Source organism: Streptomyces sp. NPDC048349 (genome assembly GCF_040651925.1).
Classification (GTDB): Bacteria; Actinomycetota; Actinomycetes; order Streptomycetales; family Streptomycetaceae; genus Streptomyces.
This window is the reverse complement of the sequence record NZ_JBEZLA010000086.1, coordinates 1-24,198: the sequence shown is the minus strand read 5'-3', so window position 1 is coordinate 24,198 and position 24,198 is coordinate 1. Positions and strand designations below refer to the sequence as shown.

Annotated in this window: 26 protein-coding genes; 10 read left to right on the top strand and 16 right to left on the bottom strand. The window is 72.7% G+C overall.

Features of this window, described 5'->3' with window-relative positions:
- Positions 1-154: 154 nt before the first annotated feature.
- The 6 genes from AB0D44_RS31360 to AB0D44_RS31335 form a co-directional block, all read right to left on the bottom strand.
- Positions 155-1,453: an aldolase gene (locus tag AB0D44_RS31360; RefSeq protein ID WP_362597301.1), complete on the bottom strand. Its 1,299-nt coding sequence runs from the start codon at positions 1,451-1,453 to the stop codon at positions 155-157.
- 171 nt (positions 1,454-1,624) lie between these two features.
- The gene (locus tag AB0D44_RS31355; RefSeq protein WP_362597299.1) at positions 1,625-2,599 is read right to left on the bottom strand and encodes an electron transfer flavoprotein subunit alpha/FixB family protein; all 975 of its coding nucleotides are present in this window, start codon (positions 2,597-2,599) and stop codon (positions 1,625-1,627) included.
- Positions 2,600-2,658: 59 nt separating this feature from the next.
- Positions 2,659-3,444, bottom strand: a complete 786-nt coding sequence (locus AB0D44_RS31350) for an electron transfer flavoprotein subunit beta/FixA family protein (protein WP_362597297.1) — start codon at positions 3,442-3,444, stop codon at positions 2,659-2,661.
- A 201-nt stretch (positions 3,445-3,645) separates the two neighbouring features.
- Entirely contained in the window at positions 3,646-4,176 is a 531-nt protein-coding gene (locus AB0D44_RS31345; protein ID WP_362597294.1) for a flavin reductase family protein, read from the bottom strand.
- 59 nt (positions 4,177-4,235) lie between these two features.
- Positions 4,236-4,316, bottom strand: a complete 81-nt coding sequence (locus tag AB0D44_RS31340; RefSeq protein WP_362597307.1) for a putative leader peptide — start codon at positions 4,314-4,316, stop codon at positions 4,236-4,238.
- A 110-nt stretch (positions 4,317-4,426) separates the two neighbouring features.
- Entirely contained in the window at positions 4,427-4,726 is a 300-nt protein-coding gene (locus tag AB0D44_RS31335) for a thioredoxin family protein (RefSeq protein WP_362597304.1), read from the bottom strand.
- Positions 4,727-5,055: 329 nt separating this feature from the next.
- Between AB0D44_RS31335 and AB0D44_RS31330 the strand changes: the two genes are divergently transcribed.
- Positions 5,056-5,778: a lysophospholipid acyltransferase family protein gene (locus tag AB0D44_RS31330; RefSeq protein WP_362597291.1), complete on the top strand. Its 723-nt coding sequence runs from the start codon at positions 5,056-5,058 to the stop codon at positions 5,776-5,778.
- Positions 5,779-5,870: 92 nt separating this feature from the next.
- Here the strand turns inward: AB0D44_RS31330 and AB0D44_RS31325 are convergent, their stop codons facing one another.
- Together AB0D44_RS31325 and AB0D44_RS31320 are read right to left on the bottom strand one after the other, a co-directional pair.
- Positions 5,871-7,073, bottom strand: coding sequence for an alginate lyase family protein (locus AB0D44_RS31325; protein ID WP_362597288.1), 1,203 nt, complete (start codon positions 7,071-7,073; stop codon positions 5,871-5,873).
- A gap of 128 nt (positions 7,074-7,201) precedes the next feature.
- The gene (locus AB0D44_RS31320; RefSeq protein ID WP_362597285.1) at positions 7,202-7,753 is read right to left on the bottom strand and encodes a CGNR zinc finger domain-containing protein; all 552 of its coding nucleotides are present in this window, start codon (positions 7,751-7,753) and stop codon (positions 7,202-7,204) included.
- 80 nt (positions 7,754-7,833) lie between these two features.
- Here AB0D44_RS31320 and AB0D44_RS31315 point away from each other — a divergent pair, with 80 nt between their 5' ends.
- Positions 7,834-9,072, top strand: a complete 1,239-nt coding sequence (locus AB0D44_RS31315) for an MFS transporter (protein ID WP_362597282.1) — start codon at positions 7,834-7,836, stop codon at positions 9,070-9,072.
- On the opposite strand, the gene AB0D44_RS31310 is transcribed toward AB0D44_RS31315, so the two are convergent.
- The 6 genes from AB0D44_RS31310 to AB0D44_RS31285 form a co-directional block, all read right to left on the bottom strand.
- Positions 9,008-9,610 carry a transglutaminase family protein gene (locus AB0D44_RS31310; protein ID WP_362597279.1) on the bottom strand — a complete coding sequence of 201 codons (603 nt, stop codon included), beginning with the start codon at positions 9,608-9,610 and terminating at the stop codon, positions 9,008-9,010. The genes AB0D44_RS31315 and AB0D44_RS31310 overlap by 65 nt on opposite strands.
- Positions 9,611-9,675: 65 nt before the next feature.
- Positions 9,676-10,752 carry a low specificity L-threonine aldolase gene (locus tag AB0D44_RS31305; protein ID WP_362597276.1) on the bottom strand — a complete coding sequence of 359 codons (1,077 nt, stop codon included), beginning with the start codon at positions 10,750-10,752 and terminating at the stop codon, positions 9,676-9,678.
- Entirely contained in the window at positions 10,749-11,510 is a 762-nt protein-coding gene (locus AB0D44_RS31300; RefSeq protein ID WP_362597273.1) for an SDR family NAD(P)-dependent oxidoreductase, read from the bottom strand. Before AB0D44_RS31300 ends, AB0D44_RS31305 begins: the two co-directional genes overlap by 4 nt.
- Positions 11,511-11,536: 26 nt before the next feature.
- Entirely contained in the window at positions 11,537-12,943 is a 1,407-nt protein-coding gene (locus AB0D44_RS31295) for a DUF6421 family protein (RefSeq protein ID WP_362597270.1), read from the bottom strand.
- A gap of 81 nt (positions 12,944-13,024) precedes the next feature.
- Complete coding sequence (locus tag AB0D44_RS31290; RefSeq protein WP_362597267.1) at positions 13,025-14,035, bottom strand: alpha/beta hydrolase; 1,011 nt, start codon at positions 14,033-14,035, stop codon at positions 13,025-13,027.
- Positions 14,032-15,156 (bottom strand): LLM class flavin-dependent oxidoreductase, encoded by a 1,125-nt coding sequence (locus AB0D44_RS31285; RefSeq protein WP_362597264.1) that lies wholly within the window; start codon positions 15,154-15,156, stop codon positions 14,032-14,034. Before AB0D44_RS31285 ends, AB0D44_RS31290 begins: the two co-directional genes overlap by 4 nt.
- Positions 15,157-15,205: 49 nt before the next feature.
- Here AB0D44_RS31285 and AB0D44_RS31280 point away from each other — a divergent pair, with 49 nt between their 5' ends.
- The gene (locus AB0D44_RS31280; protein ID WP_362597260.1) at positions 15,206-15,865 is read left to right on the top strand and encodes a PadR family transcriptional regulator; all 660 of its coding nucleotides are present in this window, start codon (positions 15,206-15,208) and stop codon (positions 15,863-15,865) included.
- Between the two features lie 190 nt (positions 15,866-16,055).
- Positions 16,056-16,748 carry a glycerophosphodiester phosphodiesterase family protein gene (locus tag AB0D44_RS31275; RefSeq protein ID WP_362597257.1) on the top strand — a complete coding sequence of 231 codons (693 nt, stop codon included), beginning with the start codon at positions 16,056-16,058 and terminating at the stop codon, positions 16,746-16,748.
- Between the two features lie 11 nt (positions 16,749-16,759).
- Here the strand turns inward: AB0D44_RS31275 and AB0D44_RS31270 are convergent, their stop codons facing one another.
- A complete protein-coding gene (locus AB0D44_RS31270; RefSeq protein ID WP_362597254.1) occupies positions 16,760-17,299 on the bottom strand; it encodes a GNAT family N-acetyltransferase in 540 nt (179 codons plus the stop codon).
- Between the two features lie 146 nt (positions 17,300-17,445).
- Between AB0D44_RS31270 and AB0D44_RS31265 the strand changes: the two genes are divergently transcribed.
- From AB0D44_RS31265 to AB0D44_RS31250, 4 genes are all read left to right on the top strand, one after another.
- Positions 17,446-17,955 carry a DUF5134 domain-containing protein gene (locus AB0D44_RS31265; RefSeq protein WP_362597251.1) on the top strand — a complete coding sequence of 170 codons (510 nt, stop codon included), beginning with the start codon at positions 17,446-17,448 and terminating at the stop codon, positions 17,953-17,955.
- An 81-nt stretch (positions 17,956-18,036) separates the two neighbouring features.
- Positions 18,037-18,975: a M56 family metallopeptidase gene (locus AB0D44_RS31260; protein ID WP_362597248.1), complete on the top strand. Its 939-nt coding sequence runs from the start codon at positions 18,037-18,039 to the stop codon at positions 18,973-18,975.
- Between the two features lie 60 nt (positions 18,976-19,035).
- Positions 19,036-19,737: a phosphatase PAP2 family protein gene (locus AB0D44_RS31255; protein ID WP_362597245.1), complete on the top strand. Its 702-nt coding sequence runs from the start codon at positions 19,036-19,038 to the stop codon at positions 19,735-19,737.
- 37 nt (positions 19,738-19,774) lie between these two features.
- Positions 19,775-20,404, top strand: a complete 630-nt coding sequence (locus tag AB0D44_RS31250) for a helix-turn-helix domain-containing protein (RefSeq protein WP_362597242.1) — start codon at positions 19,775-19,777, stop codon at positions 20,402-20,404.
- 34 nt (positions 20,405-20,438) lie between these two features.
- Here the strand turns inward: AB0D44_RS31250 and AB0D44_RS31245 are convergent, their stop codons facing one another.
- Positions 20,439-21,923, bottom strand: a complete 1,485-nt coding sequence (locus AB0D44_RS31245) for a hypothetical protein (RefSeq protein WP_362597239.1) — start codon at positions 21,921-21,923, stop codon at positions 20,439-20,441.
- Between the two features lie 78 nt (positions 21,924-22,001).
- Between AB0D44_RS31245 and AB0D44_RS31240 the strand changes: the two genes are divergently transcribed.
- Both AB0D44_RS31240 and AB0D44_RS31235 read left to right on the top strand, forming a co-directional pair.
- The gene (locus tag AB0D44_RS31240) at positions 22,002-22,700 is read left to right on the top strand and encodes a DUF305 domain-containing protein (RefSeq protein WP_362597236.1); all 699 of its coding nucleotides are present in this window, start codon (positions 22,002-22,004) and stop codon (positions 22,698-22,700) included.
- Between the two features lie 52 nt (positions 22,701-22,752).
- Positions 22,753-24,111 (top strand): FAD-dependent oxidoreductase, encoded by a 1,359-nt coding sequence (locus tag AB0D44_RS31235; protein WP_362597233.1) that lies wholly within the window; start codon positions 22,753-22,755, stop codon positions 24,109-24,111.
- The last annotated feature ends 87 nt before the right edge of the window (positions 24,112-24,198 follow it).

Genomic DNA, 24,198 nt, shown 5'->3' with positions numbered 1-24,198 from the left:
GGCTCCCGAGTACGTCCAGTACGCGGGAGCCCCTCCGCCTTGCGATGCACGGCACCGGACGACGCGGGCTTAACCGGCAAGATCCGAAAGAGACGGCCCAGGCCGAGGCCCGGCCGGGGGCAGTTCCGGCCGGGCCTCGCTCGTGCAGGACGGATCAGGAGGTCGCCGTCAGGGTCGCCGAGCGGCGCGGGATGGCGAAGGCGTCCAGCTCGGCGCGGGTCAGGCCGGTCAGGGCGGTGACCTCCTCGGTGCCGACCGCGCCGCAGTCCAGGCCGCGGACCAGGTAGCCGGCCAGCGCCTTCGCGGTGGCGGGCTCGTCCATCACGTCGCCCTCGATCTTGGCGACGTACGCCTTCAGGCGGGCGGCGGCGGCCTGCAGGCCCTCCCGGTAGAAGGCGAACACGGCCGCGTAGCGGGTCGGCAGGTGGGCGGGGTGCATGTCCCAGCCCTGGTAGTAGGCACGGGCCAGGGCGCGGCGGGTCAGGCCGTAGTGGAGCTTCCAGGCCTCGTGGACGTGCTCGGTGGTGCCGATCGGGAGCACGTTCGTGGAGCCGTCGGAGACGCGTACGCCGGTTCCGGCGGCCGCGACCTGCATGATCGCCTTCGCGTGGTCGGCGGCCGGGTGGTCGCTCGACTGGTAGGCGGCGGACACGCCGACGCACGCGCTGTAGTCGAAGGTGCCGTAGTGCAGGCCGGTGGCGCGGCCCTTGGACGCCTCGATCATCCGGGCGACCGTGGCGGTGCCGTCGGAGGCGAGGATGGACTGGCTGGTCTCGATCTGGATCTCGAAGCCGATCCGGCCCGGGCGCAGGCCGCGGGTGGTCTCGAAGGCCTCCAGCAGCTTGACGAAGGCGCTGACCTGCTCGGCGTAGGTGACCTTGGGGAGGGTGAGGACGAGGCCGTCGGGCAGGCCGCCGTGCTCCAGCAGGCCGGAGAGGAAGATGTCCGTGGTGCGGATGCCGCGGTCGCGGACGTTGGACTCCATGCACTTCATGCGGATGCCCATGTACGGGGCGTTCGTGCCGTTGGAGAAGGCCTCGGAGACGAGGCGGGCGGCGCGGGCCGCGGCCTGGTCCTCCTCCTCGTCGGAGCGGACGCCGAAACCGTCCTCGAAGTCGACGCGGAGGTCCTCGATCGGCTCGGAGGCGAGCTTGGCGCGGACGCGGTCGTAGACCGGTACGGCCAGCTCGTCGGAGATGCCCAGCACCTTGGCGAAGGTGGCGGCGTCCGGGGCGTGCTCGTCGAGCGCCGCGAGGGCCTGGTCGCCCCAGGAGCGGATGGTGTCCGCGGCGAACACGTCACCGGGTACGTAGACCGTGTGGATGGGCTGGCGGGTGCCGGGGTCGCCCGGGTAGTGGCGCGCGAGTTCCGCGTCCACCGGCGCGAGGGAGGCGCTGATGCCCTCGCTGACCGCGCCTGCGAGGCTCGTCGCCACCTTCTCCTGCTGACCCATCGTGCACTCTCCTCTTTTCCGCTTCACGGAAGCTTAGATCCGCATAGCAGAATTTAGTCACGGGGTTCCGCTCAGTCAATGGTCCCTCGGCCGCCTGGGGGAAACGACTCGGGGCCGTGCGGTGAGAATCACCACACGGCCCCGGAGGCGGAGAGATACGCAGGTCAGGGACTAGCCCTTGCGCGCCTTGATCTCGTCGGTCAGCTGCGGGACGACCGTGAAGAGGTCGCCGACCACGCCGTAGTCGACCAGGTCGAAGATCGGGGCCTCGGCGTCCTTGTTGATGGCCACGATGGTCTTCGAGGTCTGCATGCCGGCCCGGTGCTGGATCGCGCCCGAGATGCCCGAGGCGATGTACAGCTGCGGGGAGACCGACTTGCCGGTCTGGCCGACCTGGTTGGAGTGCGGGTACCAGCCGGCGTCGACGGCGGCGCGCGAGGCGCCGACGGCCGCACCGAGGGAGTCCGCGAGCTCCTCGATGATGTGGAAGTTTTCGGCGCCGTTGACGCCGCGGCCGCCGGAGACCACGATCGCGGCCTCGGTCAGCTCGGGGCGGCCGGTCGACTCGCGCGGGGTGCGGCCGGTGACCTTGGTGCCGGTGGCCAGGGCGCCGAAGGTGACGGCGAGCGCCTCCACGGCGCCGGCGGCCGGGGCGGCCTCGACCGGAGCCGAGTTCGGCTTCACGGTGATGACCGGGGTGCCCTTGGAGACGCGGGACTTGGTGGTGAAGGACGCCGCGAAGGCGGACTGCGTCGCGACCGGACCCTCGTCACCGGCCTCCAGGTCGACGGCGTCGGTGATGATGCCGGAGCCGATGCGGACCGCCAGGCGGGCGGCGATCTCCTTGCCCTCGGCGGAGGACGGGACGAGCACGGCGGCGAGGGAGCCTGCGGCGGACACAGACTCGTACGCGGCCTGGAGCGCGTCCACCTTGGGTACGACGAGGTACTCGGTGAACTCGGGGGCGTCGGCGGTGAGGACCTTGACGGCACCGTGCTCGGCGAGCACGGCCGCGGTGGCCTCGGCGCCGGCACCCAGGGCGACGGCGACGGGCTCGCCGATGCGGCGGGCCAGCGTCAGCAGCTCGAGGGTGGGCTTGCGGACGGCGCCGTCCACGTGGTCGACGTAGACGAGAACTTCAGCCATGGGACTGCTCTCCTGCTATTGCGAAGTGTCTGGGGGCTAGTGAGGGGTGGCCGAAGCTCTTAGATGAACTTCTGGCCGGCCAGGAACTCGGCCAGCTGCTTGCCGCCCTCGCCCTCGTCCTTGACGATCGTGCCGGCGGTGCGCGCCGGGCGCTGCGCCGCGGAGTCGACCTTGGTCCAGGAGCCTTCCAGACCGACCTCGTCGGCCTCGATCTCCAGGTCCTCCAGGTCCCAGGACTCCACCGGCTTCTTCTTGGCGGCCATGATGCCCTTGAAGGACGGGTAGCGGGCCTCGCCCGACTGGTCCGTCACCGAGACGAGCGCGGGCAGGGAGGCCTCCAGCGTCTCGCTCGCGGTGTCGCCGTCGCGGCGGCCGGTCACGGTGCCGTCCTCGACCTTGACCTCGGAGAGCAGGGTGACCTGCGGGACGCCCAGGCGCTCGGCCAGGATCGCCGGGAGCACGCCCATCGTGCCGTCGGTCGAGGCCATGCCGGTGATGACCAGGTCGTAGCCGGCCTTCTCGATCGCCTTGGCGAGCACCAGCGAGGTGCCCATGACGTCGGTGCCGTGCAGGTCGTCGTCCTCGACGTGGATGGCCTTGTCGGCGCCCATCGACAGCGCCTTGCGCAGCGCGTCCTTGGCGTCCTCGGGGCCCACCGTCAGGACGGTGATCTCCGCGTCGTCGGCCTCGTCGGCGATCTGCAGCGCCTGCTCGACGGCGTACTCGTCGAGCTCCGACAGCAGCCCGTCGACGTCGTCACGGTTGACGGTCAAGTCCTCGGTGAACTGCCGGTCGCCGGTGGCGTCGGGCACGTACTTCACACAGACAACGATCCTCAGGCTCACGCCGGCTCTCCTACCGCATCGTCTTTTCTGGTACCGCCTTGTGCAGGCAGCATAGGCGCCTCGTCGGGCGGATCCCGGTCGGGGCGGCCCGCGCTCCGAAGGGAATGTTACTCGTCAGTACACCGTGGGTCCCGCGCAGGCGCAAGCTCGGTGAACTGTGATCTGTCCAACGCCGCCCCGACCCGCCCCAACAGGGACGATTCAGTCGCGCAGCGCGTTGAAGCGACCTTGGTGGTACAGCAGGGGGCGACCCTCCCCGGCCGGGTCCCCCGCAACCGCCTCCGCGATGATCACACGATGTTCGCCCGCGGGCACCCGCGCCACCACACGGCACACCAGCCACGCGAGCACGCCGTCCAGGAGCGGGACCCCGTGCGGCCCCGTGCTCCAGCCGGTGGCCGGGCCGAAACGGTCCGCCCCGCTCCGGGCGAACAGACCCGCGAGCTCCCGCTGGTGCTCGCCGAGTATGTGGACACCGAGATGGTCGCTGTCGCGCACCGCGGGCCAGCTGGAGGATCCCGTCCCGATGGTGAAGGACAGCAGCGGCGGGTCCGCGGAGACGGAGTTGAGCGAGGTGGCGGTGAAGCCCGCCGGGCGCCCGCAGGTCTCGGCCGTGATCACGGCGACCCCGGCGGCGTGCCGCCGGAACACGGAGCGCAGGAGGTCGGGCGAGCCGGGGTGGCCGGCGCGGGAACGGGGGGACGAGGTCGTCGGGGCCGCAGGAGCGGTCATCGGGTACTTCCTTCTGCCGCGGAGCACGCGGGCGCTGTCGGGGATCGGGACCGGGACGTTCAGTGATCCCGACAGCGCGCGCTCGCGTAGCGGACGAGGTCCACGTGGACCCGTCCGTAGAGCAGGGGTTCATACGGCATGCGGCCAGCGTGGCGATCTCCCGTGTACACAGTCAAGCGGGATCCGTCAGATGTCAGGCGCGTCACGCTGCGTACGGGGCGGCGCGACGGCGCGTGGAGGGGCGCTCGCGTCATACGGCGGCGCCCAGGGCGGCGATCACATCGGCCTTGCGCGGCATCCCGGCCGCCCGCCGGACGATCCGGCCCGCCGCGTCCAGGACGAGCACGGTCGGGGTCTTCTCGATCCCGAGCGTCCGGACCAGCTCGAGGCGGTCCTCGGCGTCGATCTCGATGTGCGCGACCCCCTCGACCATCGCCGCGACCTCCGTGAGGATCCGCCGGGTGGCCCGGCAGGGCTGGCAGAAGGCGCTGGAGAACTGCACCAGGCTGGCCCTCTCCCCGGGCTGCGCGCCCAGGTCCGCGGCGCCCAGCCGGTGCTGTCGTGCGCCCGGGCCGTCGTCGTCCGAGCCGTCGTCCCGGCCGTGCTCCCGGCCGTGCTCCCGGCCGCCGTCCTGCCCGCGCACCCTCGCTCCCCTCACCGCTTCGCTTACGCGCACCCTGCTCGCACGCCCGTACCCTCATCGGAGCGCCCGCCGGGGGCACCGCATTCCCGGCGTGACGAGAATCTCGCCGGGCACGGTCGTCTGGGCTGGCCAGCAGCGCGCGTTTCGGGCACGATCCCCCATGGGTCGCGTACCTACGCTTCCGTAACTTCCGGCCGGGAGCACCTCCCCAGGCAGAAAGCGGGGTCCTCCCCACCATGGCTGAGCTCGTCTACCCTCCCGTGATCGGTGCCGCGCACGGGCTGTTCCGCGCGCTGGACATCCGTATCGACATGAAGGGCACCGAGAACATCCCGCGCAAGGGCGGGGCGGTCCTGGTGTCGAACCACATCGGCTACCTCGACTTCATCTTCGCCGGCCTCACGGCGCGGCCGCAGAAGCGCCTGGTGCGCTTCATGGCGAAGGAGTCGGTGTTCCGGCACAGGGTGTCCGGTCCGCTGATGCGCGCGATGAAGCACATCCCGGTGGACCGCAAGCAGGGTGAGACCGCGTACCAGCACGCGCTGGACTCGCTGCGGGCCGGCGAGATCATCGGGGTGTTCCCCGAGGCGACGATCTCCCAGTCCTTCACGCTCAAGAGCTTCAAGTCGGGTGCGGCGCGCATGGCCCAGGAGGCCGGGGTCCCGCTCATCCCGGTGGCGCTGTGGGGTACCCAGCGGCTGTGGACCAAGGGCCGCCCGAAGAACCTGAAGCGCAGCCACATCCCGGTGACCATGCGGGTGGGCGAGCCGATCGAGGCGCCCACGGACCAGTACGCCGGGGCCATCACCCGCCGACTGCGCGAGCGCGTGCAGGAGTTGCTGGACGCGGCGCAGCGCGCCTACCCGGACAAGCCCAAGGACGCCACCGACTCCTGGTGGCTGCCCGCCCACTTGGGCGGCACCGCGCCGACGGCGGCCCAGGTCAAGGAAGCCGGCTGACCTGATCCCGCCCTCGCGGCGCGGCCCGCCCCCTGGGGGACGGGCCGCGCCTGCGCACATCGGCGGCAGCGGTACGGGGCGGGCGAGCGGGCTCAGTTGGGGTTGTCGGCGTGGGTCAGGGTCTCCCACGCCTCGAAGTGGTTCTCGGTGCCCGCCGGGCGCCGCCCCTCGGTGAGCCTGCGGGTGTTCTCCATGGGGACGCCGAGCCGGGTGTGCAGGGCGTTGTAGCCGACCTCGGTGGCCGGGCCGATGCCCTTGGCCAGGCGTCCGCCGCAGAGCCAGGACGGCACGGCTTCGCCGAGTTCGTACGTCGCGTGGAAGCCCAGCGCGTGCCGGAAGCGGTCCTTGAACTGCGGGTAGAGGTCGCGGCCCTGGATCCGCGAGGTCTCGGCGACGTGCATGGCCGCCGCGATGCCCATGCCGGTGTGGCCGAAGTCGCGGCACGTCTCCTGGGCCAGGCCGTCGACGAAGGTGCTCTGGCCGTGCCAGTAGGCGATCAGCTCGCTCCGGCTGTCGATGGAGGAGCGGGGCGGATAGACGGGCTGGGCGCCGTCGGACGCCAGGTAGAAGTAGGCGGGGACGCGGCCGAGGTAGATGCCCATCGCCTTGTCGTAGGCGGCCCGGTCGTCGAGGTGGACGGAGATGCCGACGGCGGCGTCCATCATGATCAGTTCCCAGTTGCCGTTGCTGTTCGGCTTCCCGCCCACGACCTCGGGCAGGTAGACGTCGCGCAGCATGGTCGCGAACCGCGTCCGGTTCGCCCAGCCCCCGGTGTACGTGTGCTTGATGATCTCGGCGGCGCGCGGCCAGGTCGATCCGGCCCAGCCGCTCTGCAGCGGTGCGTTGCTGTTGGTGTGGTCCTTGATCGTCGCGGACCAGGCGTCCATCAGCTCGATCGACTTCTTCGCATACCTCGCGTCCCCGGTGATGTACCAGGCGAGCGCGTGGGTGTACGCGGCGATGGCGTCCTCGCGCTCCTCGGAGCAGCCGTTGTTCGGGTTCGAGTACGAACCGCACTCGACGACGGCGCGCGGCCGGGGCGTGCGGCCCAGCGACCCGTACCGGCTGGCGAGCATGGCGTCGAACGCCTGCTTCCAGGGCTGCCGGCCCGCTTGCACCTGGGCCCGCACGAAGTCCAGCTGCGCACGGCTGTTGAGCACTCCGGGGTGGGCGAACTGCGCGGGGGCCGCGGGAGCGGCGGGGGCGGGGGGCGCGGCGACGGTGGGGGCGGGGACGGCCGCGACCAGTAAGCCGAGGGCCAGGGCGACGAGCCCTGCGGGGAGTCCGAAACGCATGGGGGGCCTTCCGGTGGGAGGGGTTCCGGTGGGAGGGGTTCCGGTGGGAGGGGTTCCGGTGGCCCGAAGATACTCATGCCCATGCCAAGCGACAACGGTGTCTGACAAGAAAGTTTCCTGTCTTCCCGTCAGGCGCCGCGCCGACGGCGGCGATGGGCGGCCACCCGCGCGCGGCTGGAGCAGGTGGTGGAGCAGTACCGGCGCGCACTGCCCGGCCCGATGGCGAGGAAGAACCGCCCGCAGCCCTCGGCCGCACACGCACCCCAGGCGATCCGCCCGTACTCGGTGAGCAGTTGGGCGAGAGCGAGGGCACCCGAGGCGAGGAACCAGTCGCCCCAGCCCGCCTCTTCGCCCCGGTCCACATGCAGGTGCCAGGGGTGTCCGTCGTGCCGGGTCAGACGGGGCCGGGTGGCGCACTCCTCCAGCAGCGCGTTGAGCGCACCGGCAGCCCGGTCCTCGTCGCTCTCGGCGAGCACCTCCGCCATCCGCCCGGCGGCGGCCCGCAGTTCGGCGGCTCCCGCCTCGGGGAACGCCTCCTCGGTGAGGTCCGCCGGGCGCTCCCCGTGCCCGGCGAGCAGCTCCGCGAGTACGGCGCGCGGCACAGCGGGGTCCGCGCGGACCGCCTCGGCGAGGTCGACCAGCCGCCGGGCTCCCGAGAAGCCCCCTCGCGAGTCCCCCATGCGCGGATCCTTTCCCCGTACACCCGAATGACGTAACGTCTTGAACCGTTATCACGTTACAGCAACGGGGAGGGGCCGGCATGAGCGGGTTCGGGCGGTACCTGGCGGCGGCACTGGCCGCGCGGTTCGCCTCCGAGGGCATGGGCATGGCCGTGGTCCTGCTCGCCCTGGAGCGCACCGGGAGCGCCTCGTACGGCGCGTTCGTCCTGACGGCCTGGCTCGCCCCGCACGTACTGGCGGCGCCGCTCGCGGGCGCCGCCGCGGGCCGCACCCGCCGGCCGCGGCTCTTCCACCTCGCCACCCTGGCCGGGTTCACGGCCGCCGTGGCGGCGCTGGCCGTGCTGCTCGGCCGGGCCCCGCTGCCGCTGGTGCTGGCGGTGGCGGTGCTCGGCGGCAGCTGCGGGCCTATGGTGACGGGCGGGCTCTCCAGCCTGGTCACGGGGCTCGTCCCGCCGGGAGCGGGGCGGGACCGGGCCTACGGCTGGGACGCCTCCACCTACAACGCCGCCGCGGTCACCGCACCCGCCGCGGTCAGCCTGGTCACGGCGCTGGGCTCGGCGGCGCCGGCCATGGCGGTCCTGGCGGTGTCCTGCGCGCTGGCGGCCGCGCTGGCGGCGACCCTCCCCTACGGGAACCCCCGCGCGGGCGGGCCCCAGGACGGACCCCGGGCCGGGCTGGGGGCGGGGCTCGCGGCCCTGTGGCGGGTGCGGGAGCTGCGGGCGGTCACCGCGGCGACGACCTTGGCCTTCGTGGGCATCGGCTCCCTCACCACCACCTCGGTCCTGCTGGCCACCGGGCTCGGCAGCCCGGGCGCCGGGGGCGTGCTGATGACGGCCTTCGCGGTGGGCGCCCTGGTGGGCTCGCTGACACTGGGCCGGATGACGGCCGTCGAGCCGGGCCGGCTGGTGCGGTGGGCCCTGGCCGGGACCGGGGCGGTCCTGGCCGCGGCCGCGTTCGCCCCGTCCGTCGCCGTCACGGCGGCCCTGTTCGCGGCGGCCGGGGTGTGCGACGGGCCGCTGCTCACGGCCACCTTGCGGATCCGCTCGGAGCACGCGCCGGACGCGGTGCGGACGCAGGTGTTCACCCTGGGCGCGGGGCTCAAGGTGACGGCGGCCTCGGCCGGGGCGGCGCTGGTGGGGCTCGCGGCCGAGGCACCCGCGTGGATGCTGCTGACCGGGATCGCCGGCCTGCAGCTCGCGGCGGCCCTGCTGCACGCCCTGACGGCGGCGCGGGGGTCCGAGCCGCAGGCGGCGCTCACAGCGCGGTCGGCAGGCTCTCCCACAGCTGTGTCCGGTCGGCGGAGTCCTGGAGCGCCTTGAGCGCGGCCGGGTGCGCAGCGGCGTACAGCTCGGGGTAGTCGACCTCGCCGAGCTCCGGGCGTACGGGGAAGGCCAGTTGCTCCACGTCTAGGCTGAACCGGGCGTCCACGCCGGGCTTGTTGCCGCGCGGGTCCACCCGGGCCCAGTGCTCGCTGCCGGGCAGCCGGAGCGCGACCAGGCCGTGGACGACCGGGTTCGATCCGTCGTCGTCGGTGAGCCGTTGGTAGCACAGGGCGGCCGGGATGCCCTGGGCGCGCAGGAGGGCGACGAGGGCGTGGGACTTGGCGTAGCAGATGCCGTTGCGGGTGGCCAGGACGTCGGAGGCGCGCCAGGAGACGCGCATGTCTCCCGAGTCCGCGGAGTGCGGGACGGCGTCGCGGACGAACGCGAAGACCGCCTCGGCGTAGGCGTGTGCGTCGCCGGCCGTGGCGGTCCAGAAGGCGTCGGCGGTCTCGCGCACCAACGGGTGTTCGTGGTCCATGACTTCGTCGGCCGCCAGATAGGAGGCGAGGTCGGGCTGCTCCTGGATCAGTTCCATGATCCAGGAGCATACCTATGCAGTCATCCACATGACTATCGAATTTTGCGAGCGTGTGGACCGTCTCAGCGCGCCAGTTCTTCCTTCAGCGCCTGGAGGAAGCCGTCCACGTCCTCCTCCTGGGTGTCGAAGCCGCACATCCAGCGGACGTCTCCCGCGGCCTCGTCCCAGAAGTAGAAGCGGTAACGCTCCTGCAGCCGCCGCGACACCTCGTGCGGCAGCCGCGCGAACACCGCGTTCGCCTGCACCGGGTAGAGGATCTCCACGCCGTCCGTCTCGCGCACTCCGGCCGCGAGCCGCTGCGCCATCGCGTTGGCGTGGCGGGCGTTGCGCAGCCACAGGTCCTTGGCGAGCAGCGCCTCCAGCTGCACCGACACGAAGCGCATCTTGGACGCGAGCTGCATCGACATCTTGCGGATGTGCTTCATCTGCCGGACCGCGTCCGGGTTGAGCACCACCACGGCCTCGCCGAACATCATGCCGTTCTTGGTGCCGCCGTACGACAGCACGTCCACGCCGACCGTGTTCGTGAAGGTGCGCATCGGCACGTCGAGCGACGCCGCGGCGTTGGCTATCCGGGCGCCGTCGAGGTGCACCTTCATGCCCAGTCCGTGCGCGTGGTCGCAGATGGCCTTGATCTCGTCCGGGGTGTAGACCGTGCCGAGTTCGGTGTTCTGGGTGATCGAGACGACCTGGGGCATGGCCCGGTGCTCGTCCTCGAAGCCCCAGGCCTCCTGGTCGATCAGCTCGGGGGTGAGCTTGCCGTCCGGCGTCGGCACGGCGAGCAGCTTGATGCCCGCCATCCGCTCCGGAGCGCCGCCCTCGTCCACGTTGATGTGGGCGCTCTTGGCGCAGATCACCGCGCCCCACCGGTCGGTCATGGCCTGCAGGGCGACGACGTTGGCCCCCGTGCCGTTGAAGACCGGGAAGGCCTGCGCGTACGGCCCGAAGTGGCTGCGGAAGACCTTCTGCAGGTGCTCGGTGTACTCGTCCTCGCCGTAGGCGACCTGGTGCCCGCCATTGGCCAGCGCGACGGCCGCGAGGACCTCGGGGTGCACCCCCGCGTAGTTGTCGCTTGCGAAACCGCGAACCGCCGGGTCGTGGCGGCGCCGGGCGTCGGTCTTCCCGGCATCGGTTCTCACGGTTGCGGAGTGAGCCACAGACGCTGTCCGTTCACATCGATGGCGGGTCGCTCCCAGACGCCGGCGATGGCCTCGGCCAGCTCCTTGACGTCGGTGAAGCCCGCGAACTTCGCATTGGGACGCTCGGCGCGCATCGCGTCGTGCACCAGTGCCTTGATGACCAGGATCGCAGCCGCCGCTCCGGGCCCGTCCTCGCCCCCCGCCTTGCGGAAGGAGTCCGCGAGGGCCAGCGTCCACGCCTCGGCGGCCGCCTTGCCCGCGTTGTACGCGGCGTTGTTGGCGACCGGCTTGTGCGCGCCCGACTGGCTGACCAGGACGTAGCGGCCGCGGTCGCTGCGCAGCAGTCCGTCGTGGAAGGCGAGCGAGGTGTGCTGGACCGTGCGGATGAGGAGCTTCTCCAGGAAGGTCCAGTCCGCCAGGTCGACATCGGTGAAGGTCTTGCTGCCCCGCCAGCCGCCGACGAGGTGGACCAGCCCGTCGATCCGGCCGAACTCCTTCTCGGTCTGCTCGGCCCAGGCCTGGGTGGCGGCGAGGTCGAGCAGGTCCACGGTGTCACCGGTGATGGTGGCGCCGCCGTGGGCGTACCGGGCCGCGTCCACCGCCTCGGCGAGCCGCGCCGGATCGGCGTCGGACGCGACGACCACTGCGCCCGCCTCGGCGAGGCGGAGCAGGGTGGCGCGGCCGGCGGGGCCACCGGCCCCGGCCACCGCCACTACCGCTCCGTGCAGCTTTCCGTTGCCGTTCCGGGAGCCGTTCATCTGTGCAGCCTCCTGTGGGCGGTCGCTCACGCGGCGACTCGCTCGGTCTGCTCGGCATTGAGGGCGGTGATGCCCTTGGTCGAGGCGATCACGCCCTTGAGCTTCTTGGCGAGCGCCTCATAGAACATGCTGAGCGGAAACTCGTCCGGAAGCACGTCGTCCACGAGCTTGCGCGGAGGCTGCGTCATGTCGAGGGCGTCGGGACCCTTGGCCCACTTGGAGCCGGGGTGCGGGGCGAGGTACGTCGAGACCAGCTCGTAGGCCTTGAACCAGTGGACGAGCTTCGGGCGGTCGATGCCGGCCCGGTAGAGGTCCTCGATCTCGGCGCACAGCTGGTTGGTGACCTGCGGGGCGCGCATCCAGTCGATCTTCAGTTTGTTGTCCGTCCAGCGCACGACGTCGTGCTTGTGGAGGTACGCGAAGAGCAGCTGGCCGCCGAGGCCGTCGTAGTTGCGGTTGCGGTCGCCGGAGACCGGGAAGCGGAACATCCGGTCGAAGAGGACGGCGTACTGGACGTCGCGGCCGTGCTCGTTGCCCTCGGACTCGAGCTTCACGGCCTCCTTGAAGGCGGTGAGGTCGCAGCGCAGCTCCTCCAGGCCGTACATCCAGAACGGCTGGCGCTGCTTGATCATGAAGGGGTCGAACGGCAGGTCGCCGTGGCTGTGGGTGCGGTCGTGGACCATGTCCCACAGGACGAAGGCCTTCTCGCAGCGCTCCTGGTCCTGGACCATGGCGGCGATGTCCTCGGGCAGTTCGATGCCGAGGATGTCGACCGCGGCCTCGGTGACCTTGCGGTAGCGGGCGGCCTCGCGGTCGCAGAAGATGCCGCCCCAGGTGAAGCGCTCGGGGGCCTCGCGCACGGCGATGGTCTCCGGGAAGAGCACGGCGGAGTTGGTGTCGTAGCCCGGGGTGAAGTCCTCGAAGGTGATGCCGAGGAAGAGCGGGTTGTCGTACCGGGTGCGCTCGAGCTCGGCGAGCCACTCGGGCCACACCATGCGGAGTGCGACGGCCTCCAGGTTGCGGTCCGGGTTGCCGTTCTGCGTGTACATGGGGAAGACCACGAGGTGCTGGAGGCCGTCGACGCGCTCGGCGGCCGGCTGGAAGGCCAGCAGGGAATCGAGGAAGTCCGGCACGCGGAAGTCGTCGGCGACCCACTTGCGCAGGTCCGCGACGAGCGCCTGGTGGTACGCCTCGGCGTGCGGGAGCAGCGGCGACAGCGCCTCGACGCCCTCGATCACGCACTCGACCGCGGCCTCGGCCTCGGCGCGGGTGGGAGCACCGGCGGCCTCGAAGTCGATGGAACCGTCCTTGGCCTGCCAGGGGCGGATCTCCTCCACGGCGGCCTTGAGCGCGGGCCACGCGGGGTGGTCGACCACCCGCGCCCCGGCGGTTATCACGGCACCGCCGACGCCCGGCACAAGAGTTTCCGTCATGTCACTTCCTCCACAGGAGAACCTCACGTCAAGGCAGCGTAAGCGGCGGAGGCTCTCCCGTTCAAGAGGGATCTCGGGAAATTATCCTGTGATACCCCCCGCTTCGCCGGAAGTCTTCCCGTCATCCAGGGTGGAACGAATGGCTCCGCCCAATCGCGCCATGGCTTCGCAGGCCTGGGGCAGTACCCCGGCCAGGGCCAGGAACCCGTGGAACATCCCGGGATGGGCGTCCATGACGGACGGAACTCCGTATTCCGTCAGCCTGCGGTGGTAGGCCCTGCCCTCGTCCCGCAGTGGGTCGCACCCGGCGACCACCAGGTGCGCGGGCGGCAGGCCGGTCAGGTCCGCGCGCAGCGGGGAAGCCAGCGGGTGCCCGCCGTCGCCGTCCGGGCCAAGGTACTGCTCCCAGAACCAGCGCAGGTGCGCGGCGGTGAGGAAGCAGCCGTGCGCGTACGTCCGGTAGGACGCGGTGTCCTGGGCGGCGTCCAGCGCGGGATAGACCAGGGCCTGGAGGGCGACGGCCGGTCCCCCGCGCTCGCGGGCGAGCAGCACTGCGGCGGCGGCCAGGTTGCCGCCGGCGCTGTCCCCCGCGACGACCAGGGCGCCGGGGTCGCCGCCCAGCTCGGCGAGGTGCGCGCCGGCCCAGCACAGGGCGGCGTGGGCGTCCTGCACGGCGGCCGGGAAGCGGTGCTCGGGAGCGCGCCGGTAGTCCACGGAGACCACGGCCGCACCGGCCGTCCGGCAGAGGGTGCGGACGGTGGTGTCGTGGGTGTCGAGGTCGCACAGGACGAAGCCGCCGCCGTGGAGGAAGACCACGGTGGGGCGCGGCCCGGGCCACTGCCGGGGGTCGGGCCGGTAGATCCGTACCGGCACGGGCGGAGCTCCGGGCGGGCCCGGGACCGTGCGGTCCAGCGCGGCCGGGACGCGGGGCGGGTGCGCGGGCGGCCGGGGTGCCGCCGCCAGGATGCGCCGGGCCTCGCGGGCGTCGGTGACGCCGCCGCCGAGATCGGGGAAGGCGGCGGCCATCGCCTCGAGGTAGGGCAGGGCGGCGGGGTCGAGGCCCTCGGGCGCACCGGGGCGGGGTCCGGTCATCGCCGGCCCCGGAAGTGGGGGATGACCTTCTCGCCCCACTGCCGCAGGGTCTCCAGACAGGCCTCCTGCTCGACGGTGCCCATCTGGATCAGGCACATGATCTCGTCGGCCCCCGCCTCCCGGAGCCGTTCCGCGTACGCGATGGCGTCGTCGGCGCTGCCGTAGGCGTGGTCGGCGTTGAAGGTGGCGGTGGAGGTGGGACGCACCGGGATGTCCTGCTCGTGCAGCCGGGCCACCACCTGCTCGGCCGCCTCGCGCATCCGCGCGGCCTCGTCGGCGCCCGCGACCACGGCCTCGTCCGGGATGCCCGCGCCGCCGTACCAGTGGCCGATGGACTGGGCGAAGAAGCGCTGGCCGCGGACGCCGATCCGGCGCGCCTCCTCCCGGTCGTCGAGCACGATCGTCGGGCAGAGCACCGAGAAGTGGTCGTTGACGGCGGTGGACACGAACCGGCTGCCGTCCCGCCCGGCGAGCGCAGCGTCGTAGACGGCGCGCATGTCCGCGATCGGCCCGGGTCCGGCGAAGCCCATCACCAGGGCCCCGACCCCCAGCTCGGCGGCCTGCACCAGGGTCTCCTCCCGGCTGCACGCCAGGAACAGCGGCGGGTGCGGGGTCTGCGCGGGCCGCGGCAGGATCGGGTGCGGGTCGATGTCGATCAGTTCGCCGTGGTACTCCAGCTCCTCCTCCTGCCAGGCGCTGCCGATGATCCGCAGGGCCTCCTCGACCTCGGCGGTGGTGCGCTCCCGGTCCACTCCGCACAGCGAGGTCTCCTGCTCGGTGCCGCCGCGCCCGGCCCCGAGATCGAGCCGCCCGCCGGAGAGCAGGTCGAGCATCGCGGCCCGTTCGGCGACCCTCACCGGATGGTTGAAGTTGAAGGGCATGCAGACCACGCCGTGCCCGATGCGTATGGTGCTGGTCCTGGCCGCGACCCAGGTCAGGAAGATCTCGGGGGCGGACATGTGCGCGTACCACTTCAGCGCGTGGTGCTCGACCGCCCAGATCCGGTCGAAGCCCATGCGCTCGGCGAGCACGGCCTGCTCCACGCAGTCGCGGATCAGCTGGTGCTCCCGCTCGACGGTCGGGTCGGCGAGCTGGGCTTCGAAGATCACGGAGAATTTCACGGCGCCTCCAGGGTTGCGTCCCGTGCCCGGTCTTATTTCAATCAGCCATATGACTAGTAGTCAGAAGTCGAAGAAGCAAGGGGCGGGGAAGCAGGAGCGGGCGGGGCGGCAGCGGGCGGCCCGGGACCTGCCGCCGACCGCGTGGGCGGTTCTCGGCCTTCTTTCGTTCCCCGGGGAGCGCACGGGCTACGAGCTGAAGAAGTGGGCGGACTCCTCGCTCCGCTTCTTCTACTGGTCTCCCGCCATCAGCCAGATCTACGCCGAGCTGCGCCGCCTGGAGGAGCTCGGTTACGCGGCTTCCGCCCGCTCGGGGCCCGAGGAGGCGCGGGCCAAGCGGCGCTACGCCATCACCGACGCGGGCCGCGCGGCGCTGGCCGGCTGGGCCGCCGACACGGCGGAGGCCGGACCCCCGGTGCTCAAGCACGGTCTGCTGCTGCGGGTCTGGCTCGGACACCTGGCCGAGCCGCAGCGGCTGCGCGCGATGGTCGTCGGGCACCTGGAGCGCACCCGGGCCGAACTGGCCGCCGTACGCGAGGCGGTGGCGCAGGCGGGCGAGGTCCCGGAGTGGGCCTTCCCGGCGCTCGCGCTGCGCTGGAGCGAGCGGCAGCACCTGGCGGAACTGGAGCTCGGCGAAGCCCTCCTGGCCGACCTGGACGAGCTGGCCCCCGTGGCCCGTCAAGCCGATGGGGACGCGCCCACGCCCGGGTGACGCGACACCGCCGTCACCGGCCGCGCGGGGGCCCACGACCCCGACGGGAAGCGGCCGGTGCGCCCCTGCGGGGCCTTGCACGGGCGGTCCCTTCGCACCCTCGGCGCACTAGCATGCGTCCTCATCGCGCGCGGCCGGTCGGGACACCGCGTCCGCGCGGGGAGCCGCCGTCGACGGAAGCGAGAGAACCTTGACTTTCCTCACCATCGGTCACCGCGGGGTCATGGGTGTCGAACCGGAGAACACCCTGCGGTCGTATCTCCGAGCGGAACGTTCCGGCATGGACGTCATCGCTCTGGACGTCCGGCTGAGCAAGGACGGCGCGCTCGTCGCCGTGCACGACCCCGATGTGGACCGGACCACCGACGGCTCGGGGGCCGTCGCCGACCTGACCCTGGCCGAACTGCGCGGTCTGGACGCCGGTCAGGGCGAGCGCGTGCCGGTGTTCGAGGACGTGCTGGAGGCGGTCCGCACCCCGCTCCAGGTGGCGGTACGGGACCGGGCCGCCGCCGGGGCGCTCGCGGAACTGCTCCTGCGGCGCGACCTGACCGCCCGGGTGGAGGCGGCCTCCTTCGACGACGCACTGCTCGCCGAGGTCGCGCGGCTGGCCCCGGGTGTCCGGACCTGCCTGTACGCGGACCGGCCGGAAGCGGACCGCCGGACCCTCGTCGACCGCGCCCTGGCCGCCGGCGCCGCGACGGTCGCCGTGGACATCCGCCGGCTCAGCCTGGAGGCCGTGGAGGCGGCGCACGCGGCCGGACTGCGGGTGACCGGCCGGGCCGTCAACACGCTCGACCTGCTGCGGCTCGCGCGGGCGCTCGAACTGGACGGCGCGATCACCGACTTCCCCGAGATCCGCAGCACGGGCCGCTTCACCGCGTAGGGCCGGTCCGGCTACAGCGACTTGACCAGCAGCTCGAAGGCCAGGTCGTCGCGGAGCGGAACACCGAAGCGCTCGTCACCGTAGGGGAAGGGGCTCAGTTCGCCGGTGCGCCGGTATCCGCGGCGCTCGTAGTAGGCGATGAGCTCCTCCCGTACGTTCACCACCGTCATCCGCATCTCCTTGGCACCCCACGTGTCGCGGGCACGGCGCTCGGCCTCGGCCAGGATCTCCTTGCCGAGGCCCGCGCCCTGGAGCCCCGGGCGGACCGCGAACATCCCGAAGTAGACGTGGTCCCCGCGGTGTTCGAGCTGGCAGCAGGCGACGATCGCGCCCGCGCGCTCGACGACCAGCAGGGTGCTGTCGGGCGCCTGGATGATCTGACGGACCCCGTCCGCGTCGGTGCGCTGCCCGTCGAGGAAGTCGGCCTCGGTGGTCCACCCGCCGCGGCTGGCGTCACCCCGGTACGCCGACTCCACGAGGGCCACCAGCCCGGTGACGTCCGCCTCGACGGCACTGCGGAAGCTGAGGGCGGCGGGGTGGGCGGTCGACATCGGTGACTCCGTTCTGCGCGGTGGCATGTGACATGCCGGGTACGGCAGGGAGAGCGTATCCCGGGGCCGCGTGAAGCCGGTGTGAGAGGGGCATCTCTTCCCGTGACGCCGACGAACCGGGAGGTTCCGCCGTGCACGGTTCCGCCATGTCCTCCGCCGACTCGGCCTCGGCCTGGCTGCTCGTCGTGCTGTGCGCGGCAAGCGGGGCCTACTGCCTGCGGCAGGTGCGCAGATCGGGCGGCGCCGCGGCCGGGGAGGCCGTGATGGCGTTCGGGATGGCGTTGATGGCGGTGCCCCTCGGGGACCGAGGCGGCTGGCAGGCCCTCCTGCTCGCGGCGGTGTTCTGCGGCGCCGCCCTGCACGCGGTGTGGCTGCTGCGTGCCGGGGTGCACCACGCGCACCACCTGGTGGGTTCGCTGGCCATGGCCTGGATGGCGCTGACCGCGGCGGCCGGGTACGGGCACGGCGGAGGGCCGTCCCTGGTGACCGGTCTGCTGCTGCTCTACTTCGCCGGTTACGTCCTGCTCGGCGGGACCCGGCTGGTGGCGGCCGCGGGCCCCGCGCAGGGGGCGTATCCGCCGGCGCCCACCGAACTCACCCGGGCCTGCCGACTGGCCATGGGCATGGGCATGTTGGCGATGCTGATGATGATGTGAGGCCGCGGGCGCACGTGTCCTGCGTCACCAAAGCCCCGCGACCGTACCCGCAGGTAGCCCCGCGCTCATAGGCTGGCGGACATGATGGTCCCCGCCGCTCTCCTGATGCTCGGCGCCCTGACCGCGGTGCTCGCGCCCCGGCTGCTCGCGCGGGCCCGATGGCCCGAGCGCGAACCCGTCGTGGCCCTGTGGGTGTGGCAGTGCGTGGTGGCCGCGGTGCTCCTGTGCCTCGGGCTGTCGATGCTGCTGAGTGCGGCCGCGGCCTGGCAGGCGGTGCGCGGGCGGCTCTTCGCCGCCGCCCCGCGCGGGGTCGTCGACGCCTATGCGCTGGGTGCTTCCGGCGGCCCCTGGGCGGCGGGCACCGCGCTCGTGCTGGCGGGCGGGGCGCTGTGGACCGCGGCGATGCTGGCCCGGGAGGTGCTCCGGGCGCGGGCCCGGCGGCGCGCCCAGGGCAGCGAACTGCTGGTGCGGGCCCCGCTGCTGCCCGGGGAGGTGCCCACCGGCGCGCGGCTCGTCGTCCTGGAGGGCCCGCGGCCGGACGCGTGGTGGCTGCCGGGGGCGGCTCCGCAGCTGGTCGTCACGACGGCGGCGCTGGGCCGGCTGAAGGGGAGCCAGCTCGACGCCGTGCTGGCGCACGAGCAGGGGCACGCGGCGGCCCGGCACGACTGGCTGCTGCACTGTTCGCGGGCGCTGGCGGGAGGTTTCCCGCAGGTGCCGGTCTTCGCGGCCTTCGAGGCGCAGATGCACCGCCTCGTCGAACTGGCCGCCGATGACGTGGCCTCCCGGCGGTACGGGCGGCTCACGATCGCGCTGGCCCTGGTCGGGCTGAACGAGGACCGGGGGGTGTTCGGACCCTCCGCGGCCCCGCAGGCGCACGTCCAGGAGCGGGTGCGCCGGCTGCTGGCGGCCGCGCCCCGGCTGTCCGCGATGAACAGGCTCCGGCTGACGGCCACGGCCGCCCTGGTACCGGCCGTACCGCTGCTGGTGGCCCTCGTGCCCGGGCTGAGCGCCCTGGCATAGGCCGGGCGTCCCCGCCGCGCGCTGCCGGGTACCGGGGGAGGCCGGTGCGAGGATCGCCGTATGCGCAACGATCACGTGCGTCTTCTGAGGCAGGCGGGCATCGGCTGTGCGCTGCTCGCGGTCCTTCTGACGGCGCTGGTGATGGCGCGGTGGCGGCCGCTGCTCTCCTTCGACGACCGGGTCGTCCGGGACCTTCACGCCCATGCCGTCGCCCATCCCGGGGTCACCGCCACGATGCGGATCCTCACCGACTGGGTGTGGGACCCCTGGGCCATGCGGGCCCTGGCCGCCACGGCCTGCGTCCTGCTGTGGTGGAGGGGCCGGCGGGAGCGGGCGCTGCGGGTGGCGGCGGCCACGCTCGTGGTGACCGGGGTGCAGCAGGGCCTGAAGGCAGTGGTGGGGCGTGAGCGTCCGGTGTTGCCGGATCCGGTGGACTCGGCGTACTTCTCGGCCTATCCCTCGGGCCACGCCATGACCGCGACGGTGGTGTGCGGAATGCTGCTGTGGCTGCTCCCCCGCGGGACCCCCCGGTGGGCGGTGGGCACGGCCTGGGCGGCGGCCGCGGTCTCGGTGCTCGGGGTGGGCTTCACGCGGCTCCACCTCGGGGTGCACTGGCCTTCGGACGTGCTCGGGGGGTGGCTGGTGGGCGTGGCCCTGGTAGCACTCGCCGCGACGGTTCCGGGCCCCCGCAGGGACCACCGGGAGTGTGCCTGCCCTGGGCGATCCCCCGTGTCACCCAGAGCAGGCGGCCCCGCGCGCTGAGTATATTGGCTCCGAGCCAGTCAACGCAGGAGTAAGCATGTCCCCGCGCAGCGCATCGGTCAATGAAGAATTGCGCAGACGTTCCCGGGAGCGGCTGCTCCAGGCCACGGTCGAGCTCGTCGCCGAGCGCGGCTACGAGGCCACGACCCTCGGCGACATCGCCGACCGGGCGGGCGCGGCGCGCGGCCTGGTCTCGTACTACTTCCCGGGCAAGCGGCAGTTGCTGCAGTCGGCGGTGCACCGGCTGATGCACCGCACCCTGGACGCTGCGCTGGAGCGCGAGCCGCGCAGCGACGACGGTCGGGAGCGGCTGGCGCGCGCCATCGACGCGATCCTGGGGCTCGCCCGGGACCAGCCGCTGCTGATGCGGACGCACATGGCGGGCATCCTCACGGCCGAGGGCTTCGTGCAGTGCCCGGAGCAGCAGCGGCTCGCCGAGCTGCTGCGGGACACCGTCACCCGGTACGGATCGCCGGACGTGGACGCGGACTACCCGCTGCTGCGGGCCCTGCTGATGGGCGCCGTCGTGGCGGTCCTGCTGCCCGGTGCGCCCATGCCGCTGGCCCGGCTGCGGGCAGAGCTGTTCCAGCGCTACGGGCTGGACTGGGAGCTGGGCGTTCCGCCGGACGGCGGGCCGCCCGGCGGAACGATTCGCTCGGATCACTAGATCACTGGATCACCAGGCCCCGGGGCCCCGGCGGTCAGTGGTACTCGGGCTGGCTCTGCACGTTGAGCCGGTCCATCCACACCCACTTGGCGCTCTCGGTGCGCCAGTCGTCGAGCCTCAGCACGTCGAAGCCCTTGGCGATGTCGTTCGAGTAGATGTGGCCGTTGTAGTAGTACGCCGACCAGGATCCGCCGAGTCCGAGCTTGTCGGTGGTCAGCGGGCCGCGTTCGAAGTACCCGATCTCCTGGGGCCGGGCGGAGTCGGTGAACTCCCACACCGAGACACCGCCCTGGTACCAGGCCTGCACCATGATGTCGCGGCCGCCGCCGACCGGGATCAGCGAGCCGTTGTGGGCCACGCAGTTCTCGGTGTCGGCCTGGTGGCGCGGGATCTTGAAGTAGCTGCGGAAGGCGAGCTTGCGCTGGTCCCCCCGGCCTGTGATGTCGTAGATCCCGTCGGCGCCCCGGTCGGGTCCGGTGGCCGCGTTGCAGGTGGCACCGCCACCACCGCCGAGTTCGTCGGTGAACACCACTTTGTCCGCGCGTTCGTTGAAGGTGGCCGAGTGCCAGAACGCGAAGTTCACGTTGTCCTGCACCCGGTCGATGACCCTCGGCTGCTCGGGTTCGCTGATGTCGAAGAGGATGCCGTCGCCCATGCAGGCTCCGGCGGCCAGGTTCTTCGACGGCAGCACGGTGATGTCGTGGCAGCCGGTGGTCTTGGAGACACCGGGGTTGGTGGGCCCGCCCGGGTTGCCGCCGTCGGGGAACAGGACGGGGAAGGCGACGACCGCGGCCTGGGTCGGCGCCTTCTTCGGGACCTTCACCACGGAGATGCCGTCGTGCGGCGGCTTGCAGTCGGGGAAGGCCTCGTTCGGGGAGTACGAGGCGACGTAGAGGTAGATGTCACGGCCGCCCGGCACCAGGGTGTGGGTGTGGGAACCGCACGCCGTCTCCACGGACTTGATGTACTTGGGGTTCTTCTTGTCCTTGATGTCGAAGATCTTGATGCCCTCCCACGAGGACTTCTCCGTCGCGGGCTGCGAGACGCTGTTGCAGGAGTCGTCGCTGCGCGAGGAGTCGGTGGAGAGGAAGAGCAGGTCCCCGAGGACGGAGATGTCGTTCTGGCCGCCGGGGCACAGCACCTCGGTGACGGTCTTGGGCGCCTTCGGGTTGGAGATGTCGTAGATCGTGAAGCCGTTGTAGTTGCCCGCGTAGGCGTACTTGCCCTGGAACGCCAGGTCGGAGTTGACGGTCGCGGTGGCGGCGAGGGGGATGTTCGCCAGGGGTTTGATGTTCGCGCTGTGCACGATCTCGTCCTGGCCCGGGATCTCGCCGGGGGCCGCCTCCCTGCCGTGAACGGGGCCCGCGTCCTGCCGGCTGCCGCCGCCGGGCACTAAGTCACCCGGGTCGGGGGTCGCGGCCGCCGGTCCGGCGGTCAGGAGCGTGGCGAGGAGCCCGGCCGCCGCGACGGCCGCCGCCACCCTCCCTTTGCGCACTCTCGTGCTGTGGAACGAGCTCACTGTGCCCTCCCATGGGAGTCCGATCGGTTCCGTTCGATGGGGGAACGGAACCCGGACCCGGGCAGTATCTTCCTTTCCATGGACATGGCAAAAGACCCCCGGAGCCTCGAGCCTGGGTCGGCGCGGCGGTTCCGGTTCGCCGCAGCGGTCGTGGCCGCCTGCCTGCTGTCGGCCCTCACCGGCTGCCGGGAGCCGGACGGGGCCGGCGGGGCCTCCGGAGCCGAGGACGGCCGGGCCGTGGTCGTCGCACCGGGCAGACCGGGCGAGACGGCGCGCACCCTCACCCCTGAACAGGCGGCCGGGGAAATGCCGGACGACACCCCGAACGCGGCCGACCACGCCTACGTCCAGGGCATGATCGAACACCACCGGCAGGCGCTGACGATGAGCGCCCTGGCACCGCAGCGGGCCTCGGCGGACGGGGTCAAACGCCTGGCGGAGCGGATCGCGGCTGCCCAGCAGCCCGAAATCGGGGCCATGGAGAAGTGGCTGACCCTCCATCCGGCCCCCTCGGCCGGCTCCGGCGGGCAGGGCCACCACGACCACGCCGCGATGCCGGGCATGGCGACGGAGCAGCAGCTGCGCGAGCTGGCCGGGGCGACGGGCGCCGACTTCGACCGGCTCTTCCTGCGGCTGATGACCGCGCACCACGAGGGCGCGCTGAAGATGGCGGGCCAGGCGCTGGCCGGGGGCAACAACGTGGCGGTCGAGGAGATGGCCACCGAGGTGGTGGCCACCCAGACCGCCGAGATCCACCGGATGCGCGCGATGGGCTGACGGCCGGGGCCCCCGGTGTCATGCTGGGACCACCTGCGGGAGGAGCTCCGCCGTGCTTCGTATCGCCGTCGTCGGATCGGGCCCCAGCGGGGTCTACGCGGCCCAGACGCTGGTCCAGCAACGCGAGGTGCCGGGGGTGCGGGTCGACGTACTGGACCGGCTGCCGGCTCCGTACGGTCTCGTGCGGTACGGGGTCGCGCCCGACCACGAGAAGATCAAGTCGCTGCAGGGCAACCTGCGCGGCGTACTGGAGGACGAGCGCATCCGCTTCCTCGGGAACGTCGAGGTCGGGGGAGAGCTGCTGCCCACGCAGCGGCTGCTGGAGCTGTACCACGCGGTGGTGTACTGCGTGGGCGCCGCGCGCGACCGGATGCTGGGGATCCCCGGCGAGGAACTGGCGGGGGTGCATTCCGCGACGGCCTTCGTGTCCTGGTACAGCGGCCACCCGGACGCCGTCGCCGAGGCCTTCGGCCTGTCCGGGGTGGACTCGGCGGTCGTGGTCGGCGCGGGCAACGTGGCGGTGGACGTGACGCGGATCCTGGCCCGGGGCGAGGCCGAGCTGACGCCGACGGACATGCCGCAGCCGGCGCTCGGCGCCCTCGCGGACAGCGGGGTGCGGCGGGTGGCGATGGTGGCCCGGCGCGGGCCCTCGCAGGGCAAGTTCACCACCAAGGAGCTGCGCGAGCTGGGCACGCTGCCGGACGTGGACGCCGTGGTGGACCCCGCCGAGGCGGCCCTCGACCCCGTGTACGGCGATCCGGCCGCGGCCGCGGCGCTGCCCGCCGTGGCCCGGCGCAACCTCGAGGTGCTGCGCGACTGGGCTCAGCGGGGGCCGGGCGGCGCCGGGCGCCGCATCGACCTGCGCTTCTACCTGCGCCCGGCGGAAATCCTGGGCGGGTCCGACGGCCGGGTGAGCGGCGTGCGCTTCGAGCGGACCGCGCCGGACGGCCGCGGCGGGGTGACCGGGACGGGCGCGTACGAGGAGATCGGGGCGCAGCTGGTGCTGCGCTCGGTGGGGTACAAGGGGGTGCCGCTCGCGGGTCTGCCCTTCGACGCGGCGACGGGTACGGTCCCGCACGCGGCGGGCCGGGTGGTGCGCGGGGGCCGGGCCTCGGTCGGCGAGTACGTGGCGGGCTGGATCAAACGCGGGCCGACCGGGGTCATCGGCACCAACCGGCCCTGCGCCAAGGAGACCGCGTCCTCGCTGCTCCAGGACGCGGGGGCGCTGGCCCGGCGCGAGCTGCCCGACGACCCGCTGGACGCGCTGCGTGCGGCGGGGCTGCGGCCCGTGGAGTGGCCGGGCTGGCTGGCCATAGAGGCCGCCGAGGCCGACCTGGGCCGCTCCCTGGGCCGCCGCTCGGTGAAGATCCCCGACTGGCAGGGCCTGTTGGCCGCGGCCGGGCTGGCCTAGGGGGTGTCTGACGGAGGTCCGTGGTGAAGGAGCGGTGTCCGGTGCGTGCTCTCGGCGTGCCGGCCGGATGCCCCCGTACTGGACGTA

Excerpts from the sequence above, each read along its gene's own strand:
- AB0D44_RS31320 (WP_362597285.1), bottom strand. The coding sequence starts at position 7,753 with ATGGGGGACTCGCGAGGGGGCTTCTCGGGAGCCCGGCGGCTGGTCGAC.
- AB0D44_RS31315 (WP_362597282.1), top strand. The coding sequence starts at position 7,834 with ATGAGCGGGTTCGGGCGGTACCTGGCGGCGGCACTGGCCGCGCGGTTC.
- AB0D44_RS31290 (WP_362597267.1), bottom strand. The coding sequence starts at position 14,035 with ATGACCGGACCCCGCCCCGGTGCGCCCGAGGGCCTCGACCCCGCCGCC.
- AB0D44_RS31300 (WP_362597273.1), bottom strand. The coding sequence starts at position 11,510 with ATGAACGGCTCCCGGAACGGCAACGGAAAGCTGCACGGAGCGGTAGTG.
- AB0D44_RS31260 (WP_362597248.1), top strand. The coding sequence starts at position 18,037 with ATGATGGTCCCCGCCGCTCTCCTGATGCTCGGCGCCCTGACCGCGGTG.
- AB0D44_RS31345 (WP_362597294.1), bottom strand. The coding sequence starts at position 4,176 with ATGACCGCTCCTGCGGCCCCGACGACCTCGTCCCCCCGTTCCCGCGCC.
- AB0D44_RS31355 (WP_362597299.1), bottom strand. The coding sequence starts at position 2,599 with ATGGCTGAAGTTCTCGTCTACGTCGACCACGTGGACGGCGCCGTCCGC.
- AB0D44_RS31330 (WP_362597291.1), top strand. The coding sequence starts at position 5,056 with ATGGCTGAGCTCGTCTACCCTCCCGTGATCGGTGCCGCGCACGGGCTG.
- AB0D44_RS31240 (WP_362597236.1), top strand. The coding sequence starts at position 22,002 with ATGGACATGGCAAAAGACCCCCGGAGCCTCGAGCCTGGGTCGGCGCGG.
- AB0D44_RS31250 (WP_362597242.1), top strand. The coding sequence starts at position 19,775 with ATGTCCCCGCGCAGCGCATCGGTCAATGAAGAATTGCGCAGACGTTCC.
- AB0D44_RS31270 (WP_362597254.1), bottom strand. The coding sequence starts at position 17,299 with ATGTCGACCGCCCACCCCGCCGCCCTCAGCTTCCGCAGTGCCGTCGAG.
- AB0D44_RS31340 (WP_362597307.1), bottom strand. The coding sequence starts at position 4,316 with ATGCCGTATGAACCCCTGCTCTACGGACGGGTCCACGTGGACCTCGTC.
- AB0D44_RS31280 (WP_362597260.1), top strand. The coding sequence starts at position 15,206 with ATGACTAGTAGTCAGAAGTCGAAGAAGCAAGGGGCGGGGAAGCAGGAG.
- AB0D44_RS31255 (WP_362597245.1), top strand. The coding sequence starts at position 19,036 with ATGCGCAACGATCACGTGCGTCTTCTGAGGCAGGCGGGCATCGGCTGT.
- AB0D44_RS31360 (WP_362597301.1), bottom strand. The coding sequence starts at position 1,453 with ATGGGTCAGCAGGAGAAGGTGGCGACGAGCCTCGCAGGCGCGGTCAGC.
- AB0D44_RS31265 (WP_362597251.1), top strand. The coding sequence starts at position 17,446 with ATGTCCTCCGCCGACTCGGCCTCGGCCTGGCTGCTCGTCGTGCTGTGC.
- AB0D44_RS31310 (WP_362597279.1), bottom strand. The coding sequence starts at position 9,610 with ATGGAACTGATCCAGGAGCAGCCCGACCTCGCCTCCTATCTGGCGGCC.
- AB0D44_RS31325 (WP_362597288.1), bottom strand. The coding sequence starts at position 7,073 with ATGCGTTTCGGACTCCCCGCAGGGCTCGTCGCCCTGGCCCTCGGCTTA.
- AB0D44_RS31295 (WP_362597270.1), bottom strand. The coding sequence starts at position 12,943 with ATGACGGAAACTCTTGTGCCGGGCGTCGGCGGTGCCGTGATAACCGCC.